At 69.2% G+C, this 20,340-nt stretch carries 20 protein-coding genes and 1 riboswitch; of the genes, 9 read left to right on the top strand and 11 right to left on the bottom strand.

What is annotated here, in order from left to right; all coding sequences use genetic code 11:
• The first annotated feature begins 21 nt into the window (after positions 1-21).
• The 5 genes from ACFVVM_RS09270 (at position 22) to ACFVVM_RS09290 (ending at position 5,542) form a co-directional block, all read left to right on the top strand.
• Positions 22-894: a DMT family transporter gene (locus ACFVVM_RS09270; protein ID WP_387615186.1), complete on the top strand. Its 873-nt coding sequence runs from the start codon at positions 22-24 to the stop codon at positions 892-894.
• Between the two features lie 42 nt (positions 895-936).
• Positions 937-2,373: a GuaB1 family IMP dehydrogenase-related protein gene (locus ACFVVM_RS09275; RefSeq protein ID WP_387615189.1), complete on the top strand. Its 1,437-nt coding sequence runs from the start codon at positions 937-939 to the stop codon at positions 2,371-2,373.
• A gap of 269 nt (positions 2,374-2,642) precedes the next feature.
• A complete protein-coding gene (locus ACFVVM_RS09280; protein WP_387615192.1) occupies positions 2,643-3,998 on the top strand; it encodes a hemolysin family protein in 1,356 nt (451 codons plus the stop codon).
• Complete coding sequence (locus ACFVVM_RS09285) at positions 3,991-5,055, top strand: hemolysin family protein (protein ID WP_387615195.1); 1,065 nt, start codon at positions 3,991-3,993, stop codon at positions 5,053-5,055. The genes ACFVVM_RS09280 and ACFVVM_RS09285 overlap by 8 nt, the downstream gene beginning before the upstream one ends.
• Positions 5,056-5,150: 95 nt before the next feature.
• Positions 5,151-5,217, top strand: a riboswitch (guanidine-III (ykkC-III) riboswitch).
• A 10-nt stretch (positions 5,218-5,227) separates the two neighbouring features.
• A complete protein-coding gene (locus tag ACFVVM_RS09290; protein WP_387615198.1) occupies positions 5,228-5,542 on the top strand; it encodes a DMT family transporter in 315 nt (104 codons plus the stop codon).
• A 30-nt stretch (positions 5,543-5,572) separates the two neighbouring features.
• On the opposite strand, the gene ACFVVM_RS09295 is transcribed toward ACFVVM_RS09290, so the two are convergent.
• Genes ACFVVM_RS09295 through ACFVVM_RS09335 form a run of 9 tightly spaced genes read right to left on the bottom strand, consistent with a single transcriptional unit; the run spans position 5,573 to position 13,994 of the window.
• On the bottom strand, positions 5,573-6,172 hold the full coding sequence (locus tag ACFVVM_RS09295; protein ID WP_387615200.1) for a hypothetical protein: 600 nt from the start codon (positions 6,170-6,172) through the stop codon (positions 5,573-5,575).
• 11 nt (positions 6,173-6,183) lie between these two features.
• Positions 6,184-7,143, bottom strand: coding sequence for an MlaD family protein (locus tag ACFVVM_RS09300; protein ID WP_387615202.1), 960 nt, complete (start codon positions 7,141-7,143; stop codon positions 6,184-6,186).
• Positions 7,140-8,195, bottom strand: a complete 1,056-nt coding sequence (locus tag ACFVVM_RS09305) for an MlaD family protein (RefSeq protein ID WP_387615205.1) — start codon at positions 8,193-8,195, stop codon at positions 7,140-7,142. The genes ACFVVM_RS09300 and ACFVVM_RS09305 overlap by 4 nt, the downstream gene beginning before the upstream one ends.
• Entirely contained in the window at positions 8,192-9,301 is a 1,110-nt protein-coding gene (locus tag ACFVVM_RS09310) for an MlaD family protein (RefSeq protein WP_387615208.1), read from the bottom strand. The genes ACFVVM_RS09305 and ACFVVM_RS09310 overlap by 4 nt, the downstream gene beginning before the upstream one ends.
• A complete protein-coding gene (locus ACFVVM_RS09315; RefSeq protein ID WP_387615211.1) occupies positions 9,271-10,296 on the bottom strand; it encodes an MlaD family protein in 1,026 nt (341 codons plus the stop codon). Before ACFVVM_RS09315 ends, ACFVVM_RS09310 begins: the two co-directional genes overlap by 31 nt.
• Positions 10,284-11,291, bottom strand: coding sequence for an MCE family protein (locus ACFVVM_RS09320; protein WP_387615214.1), 1,008 nt, complete (start codon positions 11,289-11,291; stop codon positions 10,284-10,286). Before ACFVVM_RS09320 ends, ACFVVM_RS09315 begins: the two co-directional genes overlap by 13 nt.
• Entirely contained in the window at positions 11,288-12,325 is a 1,038-nt protein-coding gene (locus ACFVVM_RS09325; RefSeq protein WP_387615217.1) for an MlaD family protein, read from the bottom strand. Before ACFVVM_RS09325 ends, ACFVVM_RS09320 begins: the two co-directional genes overlap by 4 nt.
• 2 nt (positions 12,326-12,327) lie before the next feature.
• Complete coding sequence (locus tag ACFVVM_RS09330) at positions 12,328-13,188, bottom strand: ABC transporter permease (RefSeq protein WP_387615219.1); 861 nt, start codon at positions 13,186-13,188, stop codon at positions 12,328-12,330.
• Positions 13,185-13,994: an ABC transporter permease gene (locus ACFVVM_RS09335; RefSeq protein ID WP_387616798.1), complete on the bottom strand. Its 810-nt coding sequence runs from the start codon at positions 13,992-13,994 to the stop codon at positions 13,185-13,187. The genes ACFVVM_RS09330 and ACFVVM_RS09335 overlap by 4 nt, the downstream gene beginning before the upstream one ends.
• Before the next feature lie 320 nt (positions 13,995-14,314).
• On the opposite strand from ACFVVM_RS09335, the gene ACFVVM_RS09340 reads away from it, so the two are divergent.
• The 4 genes from ACFVVM_RS09340 (at position 14,315) to ACFVVM_RS09355 (ending at position 17,902) form a co-directional block, all read left to right on the top strand.
• Positions 14,315-15,556: a PucR family transcriptional regulator gene (locus tag ACFVVM_RS09340; protein ID WP_387615222.1), complete on the top strand. Its 1,242-nt coding sequence runs from the start codon at positions 14,315-14,317 to the stop codon at positions 15,554-15,556.
• Between the two features lie 180 nt (positions 15,557-15,736).
• Complete coding sequence (locus ACFVVM_RS09345; protein ID WP_387615224.1) at positions 15,737-16,717, top strand: alpha/beta hydrolase; 981 nt, start codon at positions 15,737-15,739, stop codon at positions 16,715-16,717.
• A 26-nt stretch (positions 16,718-16,743) separates the two neighbouring features.
• Positions 16,744-16,962 carry a hypothetical protein gene (locus tag ACFVVM_RS09350; RefSeq protein WP_387615227.1) on the top strand — a complete coding sequence of 73 codons (219 nt, stop codon included), beginning with the start codon at positions 16,744-16,746 and terminating at the stop codon, positions 16,960-16,962.
• Positions 16,963-16,966: 4 nt separating this feature from the next.
• Entirely contained in the window at positions 16,967-17,902 is a 936-nt protein-coding gene (locus ACFVVM_RS09355; protein ID WP_387615228.1) for a hypothetical protein, read from the top strand.
• 95 nt (positions 17,903-17,997) lie between these two features.
• On the opposite strand, the gene ACFVVM_RS09360 is transcribed toward ACFVVM_RS09355, so the two are convergent.
• Together ACFVVM_RS09360 and ACFVVM_RS09365 are read right to left on the bottom strand one after the other, a co-directional pair.
• Positions 17,998-19,224 carry a serine hydrolase domain-containing protein gene (locus ACFVVM_RS09360; protein ID WP_387615230.1) on the bottom strand — a complete coding sequence of 409 codons (1,227 nt, stop codon included), beginning with the start codon at positions 19,222-19,224 and terminating at the stop codon, positions 17,998-18,000.
• A 167-nt stretch (positions 19,225-19,391) separates the two neighbouring features.
• Positions 19,392-20,216 (bottom strand): alpha/beta fold hydrolase, encoded by an 825-nt coding sequence (locus ACFVVM_RS09365; RefSeq protein WP_387615233.1) that lies wholly within the window; start codon positions 20,214-20,216, stop codon positions 19,392-19,394.
• Positions 20,217-20,340 lie beyond the last annotated feature (124 nt).

A 20,340-nucleotide genomic window follows, 5' to 3' on the forward strand; every position in this document is an offset into this window, starting at 1 on the left:
TCCGGCTGACACACTGACTCGGTGACCAACCATCCGATCGCCGCCATCGTGTGCGCGCTGATCGCGTCGCTGTTGTTCGCCGTGGCGGCGGTGGCACAGCAGCGGGCCGCCGCCGCGGTGCCGGAGGGCACCGCGCTGATGGGCACGCTGCTGCGGAGCCCGCGATGGTGGGCCGGGATCGGCGGGGACGCCGGTGGGTACGCCATGCAGGTCGTCGCGCTGGCCTTCGGCGCGGTGCTGGTGGTGCAGCCGATCCTGGTGAGCGCGCTGGTGTTCGCCCTGCCGCTCTCGGCGTGGCTCAACGGTCAGCGGATCACTGCCCGCGCGGCGACGACCGCCGCGATCCTGTGCGCCGCGCTGGCACTGTTCCTGATCGTGGGCAACCCGACCGCGGGCGAGGACACCGCGCCCTTTCGAGAGTGGTTGGTGCCCTTGGCGATTCTGCTCGGCATCATCGCCGTCGTGACGCTCGTCGGCCTGCTGATCACCGATCGGTCCGGGCAGGCGCTCGCACTCGGTCTCGCCGGGGGCGCGCTGTTCGGGCTCGCGGCCGCGCTCACCGACCGGGTGGTGACCCTGTTCGGCGACGGCCTCGGCGCGGTACTGAGCGGCTGGCAGACCTGGGCGCTGGTGGCGGCGGGTTTGCTCGGCCTGTATCTGCAGCAGCGTGCCTTCCAGGTAGGGCCGCTGTCGGCCTCGCTGCCCGCCGTGACGATCGCCGAACCGCTGGCCGCCGCCTTCCTCGGGCTGACCGCGCTCGGCGAGCATTTGCGCACCGACGGGGCGGGTCTGTTCATCGTGGCGGTCTGCGTGGTGGTGATGTGCGTGGCGACCGTGGCACTGTGCCGGACCAGCGCCGTCGCGCGGACCGGGGCCGACGAGCGGGTGCGCTGAAGTGTTGCGCACCGGGCCCCGCACAGGGCTATCATCAATCAAGTGCGATTTCTTCCGGGACCCCAGCCGCCGTATGACCTGACCTACGACGACCTCTTTCTCGTCCCGAACCGGACCGATGTGGCGTCCCGGTTCGACGTGGATCTGGCCACCGTCGACGGGTCCGGCACCACCATCCCCCTCGTGGTCGCGAACATGACCGCCGTCGCGGGCAAGCGGATGGCCGAGACCGTCGCCCGGCGCGGCGGCATCGTGGTGCTCCCCCAGGATCTGCCCATCCCCGCGGCCGCCGACACCATCGCGTTCGTCAAGAGCCGCTCGCTCACCGCTGACACCCCCGTCACCCTCGACCCCGACCGTTCGGTGTCCGACGCGGTGGCGCTGATGCACAAGCGCGCGCACGGCGCGGTCGTGGTCGTCGAGGGCGGCAAGCCCGTCGGTGTGGTCACCGAGGCCGCCTGCGCCGATGTCGACCGGTTCGCGCGCCTGCGCGAGGTGGCCTTCACCGATTTCGTGCAGGTCTCCGTCGACGCGTCCCCGCGCGACATCTTCGACCGGCTCGCCGAGGCACACGCCCAGCTCGCCGTCCTCACCCACGACGACGGCACCCTGGCCGGCGTGCTCACCCGCACCGGCGCCATCCGCACCGGCATCTACACCCCCGCCGTCGACGCGCAGGGCAAGCTGCGCGTGGCCGCCGCGGTCGGCATCAACGGTGACGTGGCCGCCAAGGCGAAGGCCCTCGCCGAGGCGGGCGCCGACGTGCTCGTCCTCGACACCGCGCACGGCCACCAGACCAAGATGCTCGAATCCCTGCGCACCGTCGCCGATCTCGGCCTCGGCCTGCCCCTGGTGGCGGGCAACGTGGTCTCCGCCGAAGGCACCCGTGACCTGGCCGCGGCGGGCGCCACCATCATCAAGGTCGGTGTCGGCCCCGGCGCCATGTGCACCACCCGCATGATGACCGGCGTCGGCCGCCCGCAGTTCTCCGCGGTGGCCGAATGTGCCGCCGCGGCACAGGAACTCGGCGTGCACGTGTGGGCCGACGGTGGCGTGCGGCACCCGCGTGACGTGGCTCTGGCGCTGGCCGCCGGCGCGTCGAACGTGATGATCGGTTCCTGGTTCGCCGGGACCTACGAGTCCCCCGGCGACCTGCGCGTCGACCGCGACGGCAACAAGTACAAGGAGAGCTTCGGCATGGCCTCCAAGCGGGCCGTGGCCGCGCGCACCGCCGCCGACAGCGGCTTCGACCGGGCCCGCAAGGCACTGTTCGAGGAGGGCATCTCCAGCTCCCGGATGCGCCTGGACCCCGAGCGCCCCGGTGTCGAGGACCTGATCGACCACATCTGCTCCGGCGTGCGCAGCTCGTGCACCTACGCGGGTGCCCGCTCGCTGCCGGAGTTCCACGAGCGGGCCGTGCTCGGCGTGCAGTCGGCGGCCGGTTTCGCCGAGGGCCGTCCGCTGCCCAGCGGCTGGTGATCGCGAGCCGGTTCCGTGGCCACGGTCACGGAACCGGCTCCGCGCCGCTGACGCATCATCGGTGGGGACCTATTACTATGGGATTGCCGATCTCGGCATGTGCTTTCTTCCCCACTCGAAAGGATCCAGTTGTCACCCGCGTCCAAGGGCGCCACACAGGAGGGCTCCTCTACGGAGCCGGGTGACAAACCCGGCGTCCTCGTCCTCCTTTTCGCAGCGTCCGTTCGATCCTCTGGTTTCCCTGCGGCACCCCCCGGGCGGTGCTGAGGATGTCCATCGTGCTGACAGTGCTCAGCCTCCTCGGGTTCATCGCCCTCACTCTCGGTACCGCGCTCTTCGTCGCCGCCGAGTTCTCCCTCACCGCGCTGGAGCGCAGCACCGTCGAGGCCGCGGCCCGCGACGGTGACACCCGGTCCCGGCTGGTCAGACAGGCCCACCGCACCCTGTCGTTCCAGCTCTCCGGCGCCCAGCTCGGCATCACCATCACCACCCTGATCACCGGCTTCATCGCCGAACCCGTGCTGGCCAGGCTGCTGCGTCCGCTGCTGAGCGGCATCGGCCTGAGCGAGGGCGCCACCCACGGCATCGCGCTCGCGCTCGCCCTGATCATCGCCACCTCGCTGTCGATGATCTACGGCGAACTGGTGCCCAAGAACATCGCCATCGCCAAGCCGATGGGCACCGCCCGGCTCACCGCGGGCCCGATGGTCGGGTTCTCGACGCTGTTCAAGTGGCTGATCCACTTCCTCAACGGCTCGGCGAACTGGGTGGTCCGCCGCCTCGGCGTCGAACCCACCGAGGAACTGCGTTCGGCCCGCTCCCCGCAGGAACTCGGTTCGCTGGTGCGTACTTCGGCCCAGCGCGGTGCCATGGACCAGCGCACCGCGCAGGTGATGGACCGTTCGCTGGAGTTCGGCGAGCGCAGCGCCGAGGACCTGATGACACCGCGCGTGAAGGTCGAATCGCTCAATCGCGACGACACCATCGCCGACCTCATCGCCGCCTCGGCGCGCACCGGCTACTCCCGGTTCCCGGTGATCGACGGCGATCTCGACAACGCGCTCGGCGTCGTGCACATCAAGCAGGCGTTCACCCATCCGGCGCATCTGCGCAAGCAGATGCCGCTGAGCAATCTCGCCGTGGCGGTGCCGATCGTGCCCGCCAGCCTGGACGGCGACGAGGTGATGGAACGCGTGCGTGCCGACGGCATGCAGGTGGCGCTGGTCGTCGACGAGTACGGCGGCACCGCGGGCATGGTGACCATGGAGGACCTGATCGAGGAGATCCTCGGCGACGTCCGCGACGAGCACGACGAGGAGGAACGCGAAGTGCGGCGGGTCTCCGACGGCTGGGACTGCTCGGGCCTGCTGCGCATCGACGAGGTCTCGCGCGCGACCGGTTACGACGCGCCCGAGGGCGAATACGAAACCCTCGGTGGGCTCGTACTCACGCAGCTGGGCCGGATTCCGGCCACCGGCGACGAGGCGATCCTGCCCGACTCACTCGGTTCCGGCGGCGGCTGGATCGCCCGGGTGGAACGGATGGACGGGCGGCGCATCGACCGGATCAGGTTGATCCCGGTCGACGCGGCGCACCTGGCAGCACGGGAGCACGCACATGGGTGACCTGTTCGGAATCGTGCTGACGGTGGTGTTGCTCGCGGGCAACGCGTTCTTCGTCGGCGCCGAGTTCGCGTTGATCTCGGCGCGGCGCGACCGGCTCGAGGCGCTGGTCGCCCAGGGCAAGAAGAAGGCGCAGGCGGTGATCGAGGCGGGTGAGAACCTGTCGATCATGCTGGCCGCGGCCCAGCTGGGCATCACCATCTGTTCGATCCTGCTCGGCCGGGTCGGCGAACCCGCGATCGCGCATCTGATCGAGCGCCCGTTCGAGCTGCTCGGCCTGCCCGATCAGTTGCTGCATCCGGTCGGCTTCACCCTGGCGCTGACGCTGGTGGTGATCCTGCACATCCTGCTCGGCGAGATGGTCCCCAAGAACATCGCGCTGGCCGGTCCGGAGCGGTGCGCGCTGCTGCTGGTGCCGATCCATCTCATGTGGTTGCGGGTCGCGCGGCCGCTCATCGCGCTGTACAACCTGGCGGCGAACATGACGCTGCGGATGCTCAAGATCGAGCCCAAGGACGAGCTCGACGCGACGGTCTCCACGGTGGAGCTGGCCGAGATGATCGGTGAGTCCCGCTCCGAGGGGCTGCTCGACGAGGAGGAGCACCGCAGGCTCACCCAGGCGCTCGGCACCTCCGAGCGGATCGTCGGTGACGTGATGGTGCCGCTGGCCCAGGCACGGTCGGTGCCGTTGCGCGGCAACGGAACCACCCTCGGTGACATCGAGGCCGCCGTCGCCGAGACCGGGTTCTCCCGGTACCCGGTGCGGGCCACCGACGGATCGCTGGTCGGCTATCTGCACGTCAAGGACGTGCTCGACAAGGTGGCCGACGACACCGCCGGACCGGACACCCTGATCCCGCGCACCGACATCCGGCCGCTGCCCACCGTGAGCACCGGAACCACGCTCTACGAGGCGCTGGCCCGGTTGCGCCGCACCAGCAGTCATCTGGGGCGGGTGGTGGACAGTCGCGGCAACACGGTCGGTGTGGTCGCGCTGGAGGACCTGGTCGAGGAGTTCGTCGGTACGGTGCGCGACGGCACCCACCGCCTCGCCGAATAGATCCGCAGCCACCGGGCGCCCCGCGATGTGGGGCGCCCGGTGGTGAGGTCACCCACCATCGCTTGCCGCCGGGTGCCCCCGGTGACAGGCTGGAATCAGCGCCCGGAGAGCGGGCGACCGGACGAGGGGTGCCGTACCCGGAGTGCGACAAGACGGCCCGAGGAGGGCTGTCATGTCGTGGATGCTGCTCATCGTGTCCGGGTTGCTCGAGGCCGTGTGGGCCACCGCGCTGGGTAAGTCCGAGGGCTTCACCCAGGCCGGGCCGACCGTGGTGTTCTTCGCCGCGCTCGCGGCCAGCATGACCGGTCTGGCCTTCGCGATGCGCGATCTCCCCGTCGGCACCGCCTACGCGGTCTGGGTCGGGATCGGGGCCGTCCTCACCGTGGCCTACGCCATGGCCACCGGCGAAGAGCCCGTCGCGATACTCAAGATCGCGTTCCTCACGATGATCGTCACGGGCGTCGTCGGCCTGAAACTCGCCCACTGACGGCCACTCCGGCAGGGCGGGGGCGCGCGACTACTTCAGTGCCAGCGCGCCGCCCGCCCCGCCCACGTCGACGATCTTCCAGTCCGCGCCCGCGTCGACGGTGACGGCGTAGTGCACGGTGGTTCGCGTGCTGTCGGCGTTCTGCGCGCTGGTGGACCGCACGTCGACGTAGACGTCGACCTGGTAGGTCTGCGCCGACCGCGACGACACCTTGGCGCTGGACGCCGATCCCTCGGAGGTCCACTGCATCGGGACGAGGATGTCCTTCAGTTTCGGTGCGGTGGCGTCGAATTTGGCGGCGAGTTCGGTGCTGGTGCCCGCTTTGAGCCGGGCGACCCAGGCGTCGACGTCCTGGTAGTCCACCCGGGACGCGCCGATGGCGTAGTCGGTGGCGAGCTGTTCGGCCCGCCGGTCGGCCGCGGCGGCCTGCTCGACCGTCTGCACCTCGGCACGGGCGTTCCACCACAGCACGCCGAAGCACACTCCGGCCAGGACGCCGAGGACGGCCAGTGCGCCCGTCAGCACGGTCGACAACGGAAGTGTCAGTTGCCTTGGTGGCGTGCCGGTTTCGGCCTTCGACAGCTCGACCGATTCGGCATCCGTGCTGTCTTCGGTGGACAGGGTCCGCATGTACTTCCTCGCTATTCGACAGTGATCCGTAGGTGCAGCGCGCCCGCGGGTGAGCTCGCGGCCGCCGCCGACCCGATCAGGGCGCTCAGGTCCAGCTGGGGCACGGCGGCGGTCGCGGCATCGGCGAGCGGTTGCAGCGCGGGCGCGAGCGGCGCGAGTTCGGGGCCTGCCCGATCGACCCATTCCGTCAGCTCGTCGAGGAACGGGACGAGACCGTGGCCTTCGGTGTACATCCGCGGGGCGTCACCGGTGATGACGAGCCGCTGCACCGCTTCGGCGATCTCCTCGACCCGCTGGCCGAATTCGGTGAAACGCGGTGCGGCGGCGGCGAAGGACGGACCGGTCCAGGCCATGTCGGGGGTGATCCGCTCCAGATCCGCGAGCAGGCTGCCGAGCACCGCCGAGCGGCTCATCAGCATGGCGGCGACGAGATCGGTCGACCGTGCCATGCGCGGCACCAGTTCCTCGGTGCCGCGCAGCGCGGTCTCGACGGTGGCGAGCAGCCGCTCGAGGACCTCGGGGTCGAGCTGTTCCATCGCGGCGGTGACGAGCCGGGCGACCTCCGGGATGGACAGCGGTGCGCGGATCTTCTCCCCCGTCAGCGTCTGCCCGTCGCGCACGAAGGGGCCGCTGACCGAGCTCGGCGCGAACACGACATAGGGCTCGCCGAGACCGGACAGCGCTTCGATGAACACTGTGCTGTCGAGCGGGACCTCGTAGCGGGAGTCGATCGTGAACGCCACCTCGACGCTGTCGCGGTCGCGCCGAACACCGGTGACCGAACCGACTTCGACACCACGCAACAGAATCGGCGAACCGGGTTGCAGCCCAGCGGTATCGGGCAACCGGAGGGTGGCGGCGACGTGCTCGCGTAGTGGGTCGTAGCGCACCACACCGAAGGTCAGGTAGCTGACGCCGATCAGGGTGATGACCACGATGCCGAGCAGCGAGAACAGCGGCCCGGGCTTCATCGCACCGCCCCGATCATCCGCAGCGCGTCCACGATCGACGCCACCTGATCGTCGGTGCTCGGCGGACCATCCGGGCTCGTGGTGACGGTGGCACCGACGATGTTCACCTTCGGACCGCGTTCGACGAACGGGATGATCCGGTCGCGGATCAGCGCGACCAGCGCGTTGAGGTTCGACGGCTGCGACAGGTCGAGCGGGCGCCCGGTGAGCGCCAGCGGCACGAACGCCTTGGCCGCCGCGTCACCGGAGGCCGCGAGCGGGGCGAGCCACGCCAACGAGTGCGCCACACCGCCGAGCGCGCCGAGCACCCCGACCACATCGACGATGGAGGCGACCGCCGCGGACGCCTGCGCCACACCGGGTTCGGTCAGCAGTTCGGTGAGCCGTTCCCGCCTGACCTCGACGGTGTCGACCGTCGTGACCATGCTGTCGAGGAAGGCGTCGACGGTGTGCAGGTTCGCGGCGAGGTCCTTGGCGTCGGCACCGATCACCTGTGCGATGCGGCGGGTCTCGGCGGGATCGGCGGGTAGGACCGCGTTGAACTGGTCGACGATGTCCTGGAAGCGGGTGATCGCGCCGCCTTGGACCAGGGTGGAGAATCCGGCCAGGGTGTCCTCGATCTGGGTCGCCGGTTTCGTTTGCGCCCTGGGGATCACGGCCCCGGCACTCAGGCTAGGGGCCTGGCTCGTCGCCGTGGATGTCAACTCGATGTGGATGTCTCCCAGCACCGTGTTCTGCCGCAGCTGCGCGACCGTGTCGGTCCGCAGTGCCACGGATTCGGTGATGTCGGTGGTGACGACCACGTAGCCGCCCGTGTCACCGTCGACCACCGAGACGTCGGAGACCGTGCCGACGCGAACGCCGTCGGCCATCACCTTCGCCCTGGCGGGCAAGTTGAGCGCGTTCGCGAATTCGATCCGCACCGGATACGTCGGGCCGCCGACGCCGGTGCCCGGCACCGGAACCGACGACGGGTCGAAGGCACAACCCGTCGCCGACAACGCGATCACCACGGCGGCGGCCGCCGATCGCCAACCGATCCTGTTCCTCATCGAGCTCCCACCAATCCGAATACCAAGCGCGAGAGCGGAATCCGTGGCATCTCACCGGGTGCGCACTCCGGCGGACCGGCGAGTGCGCACAGCTGCGCCGCGATCTCCGGCGGCACCGCGACTTCGGGTGCGGCGTAAACGATTCCACGTCCCGGGTCGACGACGGTCTGTGCTGCCGCGGCCAGGACGGGAACCTTGACGGCGATGTCGCGCAGCGTGTCCACGTTCTCCCGCAGCAGCCGGATCAGCGGCACCGAGGCGTCGAGCACACGGAAGATCGGGTCGCCGAACATCGAGGTGATCTCGTTGAGCATCGGCAGCACCCGCTGGAACCCGTCGATGATCTCGACGGTGCGGTTGAACAGTTCGTTGTTCACCTGGTCGAGCACGGTGGCCAGCCGGGTCAGCATGAGCCGGATGTCGCCCCACCGCGCCGCGACACTGCCCGAGACCGCGCCGAGCGAGTCGATGATGCCGCCCAGGTGCGCGACCGCGGCATCGGGGCTGTCCAGCAGCGCGGCGGCATCGATGATCGCCGCGTTGACACCGGGACCGGTGCCCGCCGTGGCACTGTCTAGCGCGGCCAGCCCGCGGCGAAGGGCATCGCGGCCGCCGGACTCGGGGCCGAGTATCTGATTCGCCAGTCCGGCGACGGCGTCCAGGGTCTGGGTCACGCTCTTGGGCGTGAGTGTCGCGGTGAGGCAACCGTTCTCGTCGCGTCGCCGCTCGGGATCGCGACCGGGCAGCACCGCCAGTTCACGGTCGGCGACGACGGTGTCGGACACGGTGACCGCGGCGGCGTCGTCGGGGACGGGGTGACGTTCGTCGACGGTGAAGTCGACGCGCACCGCCGCGCCCCTCGGGTCGATCGCGGTGATCTCGCCGACGTTCATTCCGCGCAGCGTCACGTGATTGCCCACGTAGAGGCCGATGCTGTCGGGCAGCATCGCGCAATAACTCTTGGTGGCCACCGGCGGACGCAGCACCAGCAGATAGGCAGCGACCGTCACCACCGCGATCGCCGCGGTGGCGACCAGGGAGACGAAACCTCGGGACGAGACCAGGCGGCGCAGCATCAGCACACCCGCCCCGGGACCGGAATGCACACGGCGACTTCCTGTTCCGACTGATCGACGACCACCTCGCCGGAGACCGGAACCAGCTGGGTCAGCTGCTGGGACAGCCCGTGCACCCCGTCGATGACGGGCTGCAGCCGGTCGCCGAGCGCGATGAGTTCGGGAACGGCGTCGGCCAGCTTCTGTGCCAGCGGACGCAGGCTCTCCTCCCAGGCGGGTTGGACACCGGCGAGGCGGCTCACCACACGATCGAGTTGCTCCACCGCGACACGTACCTCGTTCTGTTTGTCGGCCAGCACGGTTTCGAGCAGCGAGATCTTCTCGACGAGTCGACCCAGTTCGCCACGGGCCAGGTCGACGGCGCCCAGCTGCTCGTCGGCGATCGCGATGGCCTTGGCGACATCGGCACGCTGCCGTTCGAGCGCGGTGACGAACTGACCGATCCCGTCCACGGTCTCGCGGATGCCGTCCGGGCTCGCGGTGATCGAGGTGCTCAGTGCCTCGAGGTTCTCGCGCAACCGGTCGCCGTCGATCGCCCGCACCGGTTCGACGGCGTCCTGGAAGGCCTGGGAGAGGTTGTAGGGCAGGCGAACCCGGTCCGCGGGGATGGGAGTGCGGCCCAGCGGGCCGGTGCCCGCGGGGATCAGCGCCACATAGTGCCCGCCGACGATGGTGAGCATCCGGATGTCGAGGCCGGATTCGGCGCCGACGAAGACGTCGTTGTCGACGGTGAAGGTCATCTCGACGTCGTCGTCGGTGAGCTCGAGTTCGGTCACCTTGCCGACGGGCACTCCGGCCAGGCGCACGTCGTCGCCGACCCGCACCGACTGCGCCTCGGGCAGCAACGCGGTGTAGGAGGTCTTCCCGAACGGCACCGCGTACAGCGCGCCCACGGCGATCAAGGCGCCGGCCAGGACGACGATGCCGACCAATCCGACCCGTAACTCGCTGCGCCGCACCGCTTCCGCGCCCCGGTTCCCACCGAATCCGCGCAGGACGTCGAGCACTGCGCTCAGCCTCGACATACCGACACCTGCTGTCCGGCGAACAGGATCGCGACGGGTGCCGGAACCTCGGCTTCGCCCTTCGCACAGGTCTTCTCGACCTCGGCGCCGGTGGGTGGCAGTGCGGCGCGCAGGCTCGCGAGCAGCGAGGGCAGCTTGCCCAGGATCTCGGCCACGGCGGCCGGATCCGGCACGGCCAGCCGGAGCAGGTTCGCCAGGTCGGGGTTCTCGTCCTCGGTCAGCCCGAAGGTCGCCAGCAGCGAGTCGACCGGGCCGAGGACCGGCGGCGCGGTCATGGCGAAGTCGATCAGCCCCTCGACCTTGATCTGCAGGGAGGTGAAGACATCGGCCAGCTTCGAGAGCAGGGTCACCAGATGCTGGGACCGGCCGCCGAGCGAGTCGGAGATGCCGGCGAGATTGGTGATCATGGTGGTGATCACCGCCTGCCGATCGGCCACGTACCCGCTCAAGGTGCCGATCGCGGCGAGGGCGGGGCCGATTCCGGCGCCGTCGCCCTCGATCACGGCGAGCAGGCTGGTGGTGAACTGGTTCAGCGCCTCGGGCGAGAGCGTGGCCAGCACCGGCTTCAACCCGTTGAACAGCGCGGTCACATCGAAGGAGGGGATGGTGCGGTCGGTGCCGATCGTGGCGCCCGCCGGGGTCCTGCCGGTCGGCGTGTCCGCCTGCTGCAGATCGACGTAGCGCTGGCCGGTCAGGTTCTGATAGCGGATCGCCAGGCGTGAGTTGTCGTACACCGAGGACTCGGTGCGCAGCGAGAACCCGACGACGGCCTCGGAGCCGCGCAGCGAGATGTCCTTCACCTTGCCGACCTGGACACCGTAGAGCCGGATGTCGTCACCGGTCTTCAGCCCGTTCACATCGGTGAACACGGCGCGATAGTCCACGGTGTCACCCGCCACCGGCCGCTGGATGGCGGTGGCGACCAGGAAGAGCACGGCGATCATCGCCGCGGCGAAAAGTCCCAACCGCCAGGCGGATCCACCCACCGAGGTCATCGCGGAATCACCTGCCCACCGAGCAGCGGGATCATCGGGACCGGCGCGATTCGCAGATCGACGTCGACGTTGAGCACGGGCCCCGCGTCCGTGTCGGTCATGGCCGAGCGCAGGTTCGCGATCAGCGCGGCGAGATCGGCGCTGCTGCGCTGTGGATCGGGCACCGCGTTCGCCACTGCCCACAGCAGCGGCACAGCCATCGCGGCGTAGGCCGGGAGCTGTTCGCCCGCATGGTTCATCGTGTTCTCCAGGGCGGGAAACAGCTGCTCGACGATCATTTCCACGGTGGCGTCGAACTGGGGCCGGTTGGAGCGCAGGGCCTCGATGCGATGGACCCGGTCGATCACGTCGATGGTGGCACCGGCGAACGGCGCCGCACCGCTGACCGCGGAGCTGAGCTGCTCCAGCTGGAACGACGGCGGCAGCGTCTGGTTGTCGGCGACCACGCGCGCCGTGACCACCATCGCCTGCAGCAGCGGGGTGAAGGCGCGCACATCGGTCGCGAGCTGGTCGAGGACGTCGGTGAGGCGCGCGGTCAGTGTCCGATCACCCAGCCGGGACAGGCTGCGCAGCAGGTTGCCCATCGTCGCGTCGACCGCGTCGGCGGCCCTGGCCCCGGTCAGGTCGATGACGGACCCGGCCCGCAACGGCGCTCCCCCGCTCCCCGGCCGGAGCTGGATCTCGCTGATACCGAACAGGTTCGAGGTGGCGTAGTCGACCCGCATACTGGCGTCGATACCGTCGAGCTGGGATCGGTCGACGGCCAAGGTGATCGCCTGGGTACCGAGTTCGACCGCGGCGATCTCGGTCACCTCGCCGACGAGCACACCGTCGGCACGCACCCTGGTCCCGACGACGATGCCGTCCCCGAGACGCTCGGTGCGCAAGACGATCTCGGTGCCCTCGGCGTCGTCACCGGAGCTCACGACCCGCCAACCCAGCACACTCGCGGCGAGGACGACCACTGCGACCGCACCCGCCACCAGCGCGGTGCGCTGCCCGATCGCCACCCCCGGCAATCCGTAATTCGGCATCCCTACCCCGTGAAATCGATGGCGGCGTTGAATCCCCACAACGCGATGGACAACAACATGTCGACGGCGATGATCGCGACGAAGCTCGCGCGCACCGCGCGCCCGGAGGCGATGCCGACGCCCTGCGGGCCACCGGCGGCGAAGAAGCCGTAGTAGCACTGGATCAGGATCACCACCGTCGCGAAGATCGCGACCTTCACCACCGCGGCGACCACGTCGAACCCGGTGACGAACTGGAAGAAGTAGTGGTCGTAGACGCCCGCGGACTGGCCGTGCACCAGCGTGATCACCGCCCGGCAGGACAGATACGACAGGATCAGCCCGATCAGGAACGTCGGCACGATCGCGATGGCGCCCGCGATCACGCGGGTGGTCACCACGAACGGGATCGAGCGCAGGCCGAGCGCCTCGATGGCGTCGATCTCCTCCGAGATCCGCATGGATCCGATCTCGGCGGTCATCCGGCAGCCCGCCTGGGCGGCGAAGCCGATGGCCGCGGCGATCGGTGCCAGCTCGCGGGTGGTGGCGTAGGCCGAGACCAGGCCGGTGACCGGGCCCATGCCGAGCATGTTCAAGGTGGCGAACGATTCCACCGCCACCGAACCGCCCATGGCCAGGCCGAGCACGATCATCATCGGCACCGTGCCACCGCCGACGATCACCGAACCGCTGCCCCAGGTCATGCCCGAGATCGAGCGCATCGTCTCGGCCCGGTAGCGGCGCAGGGTCAGCGGAATCGCCGCGAGCGCCTGCCACACGAAACCCAGGGCGAATCCGAGGTTTTCGAGCGGGCGGGTGATTCCGCCGCCGCGCACCCACCGGTTCGCCCGGCCCAGCCCCCACGGGGCATACGACGAACTCATGCCAGCCTCGTCGGCAGGAACATGGCGCTCACCTGGGTGATCGCCAGATTGACGACCACGATGCAGACCACCGAGAGCACCACCGAGGCATTCACCGCGTCGGCGACACCGCGCGGTCCGCCCTTGGCCTCGAGCCCGCGCTGGCAGGCGATCACCACCACGAGGAATCCGAAGATCATCGCCTTCGTCAGCGAGATCCACACATCGGCGAGGGTGGTGAAGGAACCGAAGGTGGCCCAGTAGCTGCCCGGCGTGACGTTCTGGCCGCCGATGGCCACCAGGTACCCGGCCAGCACGCCGACGAAGATGATCAGGATGTTGAGCAGTGGCGCCACCAGCACCATCGCGATCATGCGCGGGATCACCAGCCGGTGCACCGGGCTGATGCCCATGGTGTGCAGCGCGTCGATCTCCTCGCGGATCGTGCGGGCGCCGAGATCGGCGGCGATGGCCGAGGCGCCGGCCCCGCCGAGCAGGAAGCCGGTCGCCATGGGCGCGCCCTGCTTGATCACGCCCAGGCCGCCGGTGGCGCCGAGCAGCGAGTCGGCGCCGAGGGTCTGGATCAGATTCCCGACCTGCACCGAGACGATCACCCCGAAGGGCACGGCCATCAGAATCGCGGGAATCGCCGTCACCGTCACCAGACGCCAAGCCTGGGTGAGGATCTCGCGCCACTGCAGCGTGCGGCCGAGGAGGTCGGTGCACGCGCCGATCACCGCGGAACAGGCCAGCACGACCGCGCGACCCAGGGTGCGGACGGCCGAGCCGAGCGTGTCGATGAAGTTGCGCCCGATCAGGCGGGGCAGTCCGGGGACCGTTTCGCGCACCGGTCGCGGCGCAATGGTCGGTGATTCCCCGGGGAGGTACTCCGCCAATGCCGTGGTGCCTTCCCTCGAAAACCCACCCGGAAATTGTGATCCGGGCCATAACTGTGAACCGGGTTCCGAATCTATGGAAGTGCGTCAGGTGTTGTCACTGCACGATGTCGAGAACGTGCCGGTACCGATTTGTCTCCAAGAACTAATCGCGACCCTTTTCGACTGCTATTGAGCAATCGAATCCAAACGGTCAACTGACCAGTTCACGAAAATTGTGCGGCGCGCTGGTTTGCGGTCACAATCTGGCAATGTCACCCGCGCGCCCGCTCAGCCTCGATACACCGCTCATCAGTCGGACCATGCCCCGGCTGGCGGGGATGGCGACCGAGCTGCTCGACGCCGGGCTCGCCCAGATACCCGGAACCGAGCAGTTGCCGCCCGGTCATTTCGCCGAGGATGTCGCGCCCTCCATCGTCGCGATGGTGGCGGCGGTCCTGCGGGCGATCGACGAGCAACGCGATCTCGGCTCCGACGAGATCGCGGCCCTCGTGGTGCCGGTGATCGAACGCCAAGCCGAGGAGCGCATCCCCCTCCGGATGGCGTTCAAGGCCCTGTTCGGCGGGGTGCACCGGCTCTGGCAGGAGATCGCCGAGCAGGCCGAACCCGAGGACATGGCCGATCTCATCAGTCTGACCGGGCTGCTGCTCGGGCTCCTCGAACAGCTCAACATCATCATGGCCGAGACCCATGCCGACGTCGTCCAGTCGATCTTCGGCACCGAGCGAGAAGCTCGTCGCGAACTGTCGTCGGCGCTGCTGCACGGCGGCGCGGCCGAGGAGCTGGCGATCCGCGCCGACATCACCCTCGCCGACGAATACGACCTGCTGGCGGTCCAGGTTCCGGCCGGTCACCGCCGTGTTCCGCTCGCCGACAACGCCATCGCCCGCCGACGCGTCCGGCTCGCCACCGAAATGCTCGACGACATGTCGGGACTGAGTCCCCTGCACACCTTCGACGGCACGACCGGATACGTCCTGCTCCCGCCGCCCGCCGACGGGACCGACGCGGTACGCCACGGGCGCCTGGCCGAGGAGATGACGCGCCAGCTCGACACCCAGGTCGTGGTGATCGAATTCCACACCGTGGCGCGCTCACGGCTGCCCGAGGCCGTCAAGCAGATCACCGAGCTGTCCGAGCTGGCGGTGAGCATCGGCAAACCGGCCGGTACCTACACCCTCGACGACCTGATGCTCGAGTATCAGCTCACCCGCCCCGGGCCCGCGCGCGACCGGCTCGCGACCAGGATCACGCCGCTGCTGGAGCATCCCCATCTGTTCGAGGCGCTGCAGGCCCACATCCGCTTCGGCTGGGATCGCAAGCGCGCCGCCGCCGCGGTGCACCTGCATCCGAACAGCTTCAGCTATCGACTCCGTCGCGTCGCGGATCTGACCGGCTTCGACCCCTCCGATCCCTATGATTCACGAATGCTCGCCGCCGCCTTGACGGTCTATGAGCTCTTTCCGCCGGACAAGGTGCCGGACACCGAATGATCGCCTGAGTTATTCGTTCCCGAACACAAATTCGGGCGGCATCGTTCTCTTCGATGTGCAGTGACAAGACGGATTTCCCAACTCGATACTTGTCCTTCGACCACATCGAGAGCAGGGCATTGCCGCGCCGGGAAATCGACGACGGCGGGATCCCTGTGCCCGAACAGCAAAGGCGCTGACATGATCTCGTCGTCCGATCACGATTCCGTGGGTTCCCCGCCGCTGCGGCGTACCGATTTCCCCGGTGGGAGTCTGCGCTCCCGCGCGGTGTCGGCAGGGTTGCGCTGCACCGTCAAACCCGTCATCGCGCTGTGGACACGTACGCCGGGCCTGCGGTGGCCCTATCACCTCGCCGACTGGTTCGGCCGTCCACTGAGCGCGGCGCGCGGTGTCACCCGTTCGGCGGTCGCCCTTCCCTCCTGTGCCGCGGTGCTGACCCGCCCCACCGAACGCGACCCCGCTCGCTTCATCGTCTACCTGCACGGTGGCGGCTTCCTGGTCGGCGGCACCCATCTGCACCGGCAGATGACGAGTCGCTTCGCCGCCGAACTCGGCGCCGAGGTACTCGCCGTCACCTACCGCAAACTGCCGCTGCACAGCATCGCGACCTCCGTCGCCGACAGCGTCGACGGCTACCGGTACGCGCTCGAGCGTGGTGCGCGCCCCGAGAACATCACGATCATGGGCGATTCCGCGGGCGGATACCTGACCTTCATGACCGCGATCGAGATCCGCAGGCAGGGACTGCCCATGCCGGCCGCCCTCGTGGCGATGTCGCCGCTCACCGACTGGGACCTCCCGGATCACACCGGCGGCTCCTGCGCGGTGTTCCCCCGCTCGGCCCGGACCATGTTCCGCGCGTTCGCCCTGCGCGCCGCGCAAGCCGAACCGCTGGAGTCGCCCGCGCACTGCGACCTCGCCGGACTGCCGCCGACCCTGATCCAGGCAGGCACCGCCGAACTGCTCTATCCCGACGCCGTCGCGATGGCGCAGCACCTCGCCGACCAGGGTGTGGCCTGCGAACTGCAGACCTGGGCCGGGCAGGTGCATGTCTTCCAGGCCGCCGCGTCACTGACGCCCGAGGCGGCCGCCGCGGTCGCCGAGATCAGCCGATTCCTCGACCGCACCCTCGGCGCCCTGGACGCACGCCGAACAGCTTGACCCGCACCACGATTCGAAGGAGACAAGTGTCCGACGCGACCACGGTCCTGCTCACCGAACTCGGCGGCGAGCCCGCCGACGTCATCCGGCGACTCACCCCGGAGGAGGCGGTGACCGTGCTGACCCTCTATCTGTCGACGAAACAGAAGCGGCGCCGAGACCTCGACACCGCCATCGACGACATCCTCGGCGTGCTCCCACGGCTCGTGCGAATTCCCGCCCGCAAGATCATGTTCGGAAAGTAGCGCCATGACCGACCTACTCACTCGCAGCCAGCTCCGGATGCTCGCCCAGACCCTGAATGTCGAGCCGGCGATGATCGAGAGCCTGGCCCGGCTCGGCGCGCAGGATCTGCGCGCACTGCGGGAACGGATCTCCGAACTGCTCTTCGACGCCGACGAGCCCGTCTTCGCGCGACTGTCCACCCTGGCACCGCTGGTCCCCAACACCCTGGTGACGAAGGTCGTCGCCACCGTGGTTCCGCCCGAGGTGGGTGGCCGGGCGGGCGGCGCGCTCGGTCTGGCCCACCCCAACCGGGTGGCCGACGTCCTGTCCGCCTTGCCCGCGCAGTACCTCGCCGACGCGGCACCACACCTCGATCCACGGACCATCGGCGCGCTGGCCCCGCTGCTGTCGGGCACCACCCTCATCCCCACCGCGATCGAGCTGCTGCGGCGCCGGGACTACACCACGGCGAATCGATTCATCGAGCACGCCACCGATGCGCTGATCGACGATCTGGAGCGGGGCATCGACGACGACATCGGCCTGCTGCGCGCGGTGTCGGTCACCCCGGACACCGACCGCCTCAATGCCGTTCTCGCCCGGATTCCCGCTGCGCGGCAGACCGCCGTTCTCCGTGCGACCACGGCCGATACCGACGAGACGCTGCTCGCCGGGCTGTCGATCCTGGCCAGGCTCGACGACGAATCCCGCGCGCACCAGGTCACCGCGCTGATCGAGGCACTCGACACCGAGGAGTTGACGCGTGTGGTGTCGGTGGCCGCCGAGAATGACGCGCTCGGTGAACTCCTCACCGCGCTCGCGGCGACCGGGGAGCCCGTCCGGCGGCGTGTCGCCGAGATCATCGGCGCCGCAGGCGATCTCGCTGCCGCACTCGGCGAGGCCGCGTCGACCGACGAGCTGCGTGGCCTGCTGGCCGACCTGCGCGCGCTACACGCCTGATACTTCCGTTCCGGCGATTCCCGCGCGGGGAAACTTCGCCGGACACGGAAAGATGCCGCCGACGAACCCTTTTCGTCGGCGGCATCGCTGTGTCCTCAGACCGCGATCGGCAGTTCGACCGGATCGCCGGATTCCTTGCCCGCGCCCCGCACGATGGCGGTGAGCAGACCCAGCAGCACGAACTGGTCCCTCGGCAGCAGCCGGACCTCCGCCGCCCAGTTGTGGACGAATCCGACGGCCAGTCCCGAGGCCGGGTCGGCCCAACCGCCCGAGCCGACGAAACCGATGTGCCCGAACGCGTTCGGCGCGCCCACCACCGGAATCGAGTGGTAGCCGAGCCGCCAGCCCATCGGGAGCACCAGGTTGCGGTCGGGCAGCACCGACTGCAGTCGCGCCATGGAACGCACCCGCTCGCGCGAGAACAGCGAGGATTCGGTGGCGATCGCGTTGTACACCGCGGCGAGGGAACGGGCGGTGAAAACACCGTTCGCACCGGGCAGTTCACCGCGCAGAATCGCCGGTTCCGCGCCGTGCGCCAGCCGGTCGATGCCCTCGGTGTAGATCGACCGCAGGAAGCCGGATCCGGGGATCGGTGTGCGCGAGCCGAGGTGGATCATCCTGCCGGCCTGGGGAATTCCGAAAGGTACCGCCGATCCGTGCGTCGCCGCCACGGTGACGCGACTCCCTGGCGCGGGGGTACCGAGGTGCAGCCCGTCCACGCCGAGTGGTTCGGCCAGTTCCGTGCGGTACAACTCCCCCATGCTCTTGCCGGTCACCGCCCGGGCGATGCCCGCGATCAGCGTGCCGTACGTGATCGCGTGGTAGGCGGGAATCCCGCGGAAGCGGTCCGGTGCCGCCGCGGCCAGGCGTTCCTCGAGCAGGCGATGGTCGGCGAGTTCCTCGACCGTGTGCGCGAAGACGCCCAGGCGTGACAGTCCCGCCCGATGACTCATCGCCTCGGCCACGGTGATCTCGGCCTTGCCCTTGGCGGCGAATTCGGGCCAGTACCGCGCGACCGGCGCGCGATAGTCGATCAGGCCCCGTTCGGCCAGCGCGTGCAGCACCGTCGAGGTCACGCCCTTGGATGTCGAATACGACAGCGCGGCCGTGTTTTCCTGCCATGGCGTGGATCCCGTCGCGTCGGCCCAGCCGGTCCACACGTCGACGACGCGCCGTCCCCGCTGGTAGACCGTCAGCGCACCGCCACCGCGCCCGCCACCGAACAGCCGACCGAACCGGTCGATCGCCTCCTGGAATTGCGGTGCGGCGCTCCCGCGAATCACGGTATCCGGTTGCCCCGAGGGGGACGATGCTCCACGCATGACGAAACCTCACATGTCACCATTGACAATGGATTCCGGAACACAGTCCGGAACAGATCAGGATATTCACCTTATCCGATGAAACGATCGAACCGAGGCCTCGAATACTGTTGACAGGCCGCCGAATCCCTTTCCTCGAAACCGAAGAAATTCGCACGGATTATTTGTCACCGGAGCCGAACATAAGGCCCGGAGATTCGGGTATGGATGTGTGCGGTGATCGTGTCGGGGTCGTCGAGCATCGGGACGTGCCCGTGCTCGAGGACGTGGTGTGCGCGCACGATGCCGTCCGGGACCAGCTCGCGGGCGGGCCGGTGGACGAGGTTGTCCCACTCACCGGTGAGCACTGTGATGGCCGAGGAGGCATCGATCCGCGGATACCAGCCGAGCGCGAATTCCCTGGATCGCACCATCTCGCCCAGTATCGCGCAGTGACTCGGGGCCTCGGCGGTGATCGAGGCGCGATGATCGGTCGCCGCGCACAGTTCGAGCAGCGCGGGTGCGGATCGACCGGTGAGGGTTCGCATGGCCGCACGCCGCGTGATCGGGCCGAGGACGGGATGGCGCACGTGCGCCAGAAAGGAGCTGACCGAGGCGCGGCGCGACAGTTCGGTGCGCACCGATTCCGACGTCACCGGATCGTCCCGCCACAGGCCGAGCGGTGCGATCAGTGACAACGATTCCGCTCGTCCGCGATCAGCGAGTTCCGCGGCGATCCAGGCCCCGAACCCATTGCCTGCCAGGTGCACCCGGGTCAGGCCCGCCTCGTCGAGTTGACCTTCGACCAGATCCGCCATCGTCGTCGGCGTCACCGCACCGACGAAAGCCGGGCCGCCCCAATGCCCGGGTAGAGTCGGCGCCCACACCTCGTACCGGCGCGCCAACGCCTCCACACATCGCCCCCACGAATGCCACGTGAGCCCGAGATCGTGCAGGAGCACCAGCGGCTCCCCGCGCCCCAGCCGGACCGCGGCCTCCACGGAAACTCCCATGTGCACCGGCGCCTCTCCCGATCGCGGCCGCGGGCCGCAGTGATGACCAAGGCGAGTATGTGCGACCGCTTCCCGGGCTGTCACTGCACCGATCGCAGAACTACGAGCGCCACATTGGTGCCCG

Source organism: Nocardia sp. NPDC058176 (genome assembly GCF_042883805.1).
GTDB lineage: Bacteria > Actinomycetota > Actinomycetes > Mycobacteriales > Mycobacteriaceae > Nocardia.

Excerpts from the sequence above, each read along its gene's own strand:
- ACFVVM_RS09280 (WP_387615192.1), top strand. The coding sequence starts at position 2,643 with ATGTCCATCGTGCTGACAGTGCTCAGCCTCCTCGGGTTCATCGCCCTC.
- ACFVVM_RS09285 (WP_387615195.1), top strand. The coding sequence starts at position 3,991 with ATGGGTGACCTGTTCGGAATCGTGCTGACGGTGGTGTTGCTCGCGGGC.
- ACFVVM_RS09290 (WP_387615198.1), top strand. The coding sequence starts at position 5,228 with ATGTCGTGGATGCTGCTCATCGTGTCCGGGTTGCTCGAGGCCGTGTGG.
- ACFVVM_RS09295 (WP_387615200.1), bottom strand. The coding sequence starts at position 6,172 with ATGCGGACCCTGTCCACCGAAGACAGCACGGATGCCGAATCGGTCGAG.
- ACFVVM_RS09300 (WP_387615202.1), bottom strand. The coding sequence starts at position 7,143 with ATGAAGCCCGGGCCGCTGTTCTCGCTGCTCGGCATCGTGGTCATCACC.
- ACFVVM_RS09305 (WP_387615205.1), bottom strand. The coding sequence starts at position 8,195 with ATGAGGAACAGGATCGGTTGGCGATCGGCGGCCGCCGCCGTGGTGATC.
- ACFVVM_RS09315 (WP_387615211.1), bottom strand. The coding sequence starts at position 10,296 with ATGTCGAGGCTGAGCGCAGTGCTCGACGTCCTGCGCGGATTCGGTGGG.
- ACFVVM_RS09320 (WP_387615214.1), bottom strand. The coding sequence starts at position 11,291 with ATGACCTCGGTGGGTGGATCCGCCTGGCGGTTGGGACTTTTCGCCGCG.
- ACFVVM_RS09325 (WP_387615217.1), bottom strand. The coding sequence starts at position 12,325 with ATGCCGAATTACGGATTGCCGGGGGTGGCGATCGGGCAGCGCACCGCG.
- ACFVVM_RS09330 (WP_387615219.1), bottom strand. The coding sequence starts at position 13,188 with ATGAGTTCGTCGTATGCCCCGTGGGGGCTGGGCCGGGCGAACCGGTGG.
- ACFVVM_RS09340 (WP_387615222.1), top strand. The coding sequence starts at position 14,315 with ATGTCACCCGCGCGCCCGCTCAGCCTCGATACACCGCTCATCAGTCGG.
- ACFVVM_RS09345 (WP_387615224.1), top strand. The coding sequence starts at position 15,737 with ATGATCTCGTCGTCCGATCACGATTCCGTGGGTTCCCCGCCGCTGCGG.
- ACFVVM_RS09355 (WP_387615228.1), top strand. The coding sequence starts at position 16,967 with ATGACCGACCTACTCACTCGCAGCCAGCTCCGGATGCTCGCCCAGACC.
- ACFVVM_RS09360 (WP_387615230.1), bottom strand. The coding sequence starts at position 19,224 with ATGCGTGGAGCATCGTCCCCCTCGGGGCAACCGGATACCGTGATTCGC.
- ACFVVM_RS09365 (WP_387615233.1), bottom strand. The coding sequence starts at position 20,216 with ATGGGAGTTTCCGTGGAGGCCGCGGTCCGGCTGGGGCGCGGGGAGCCG.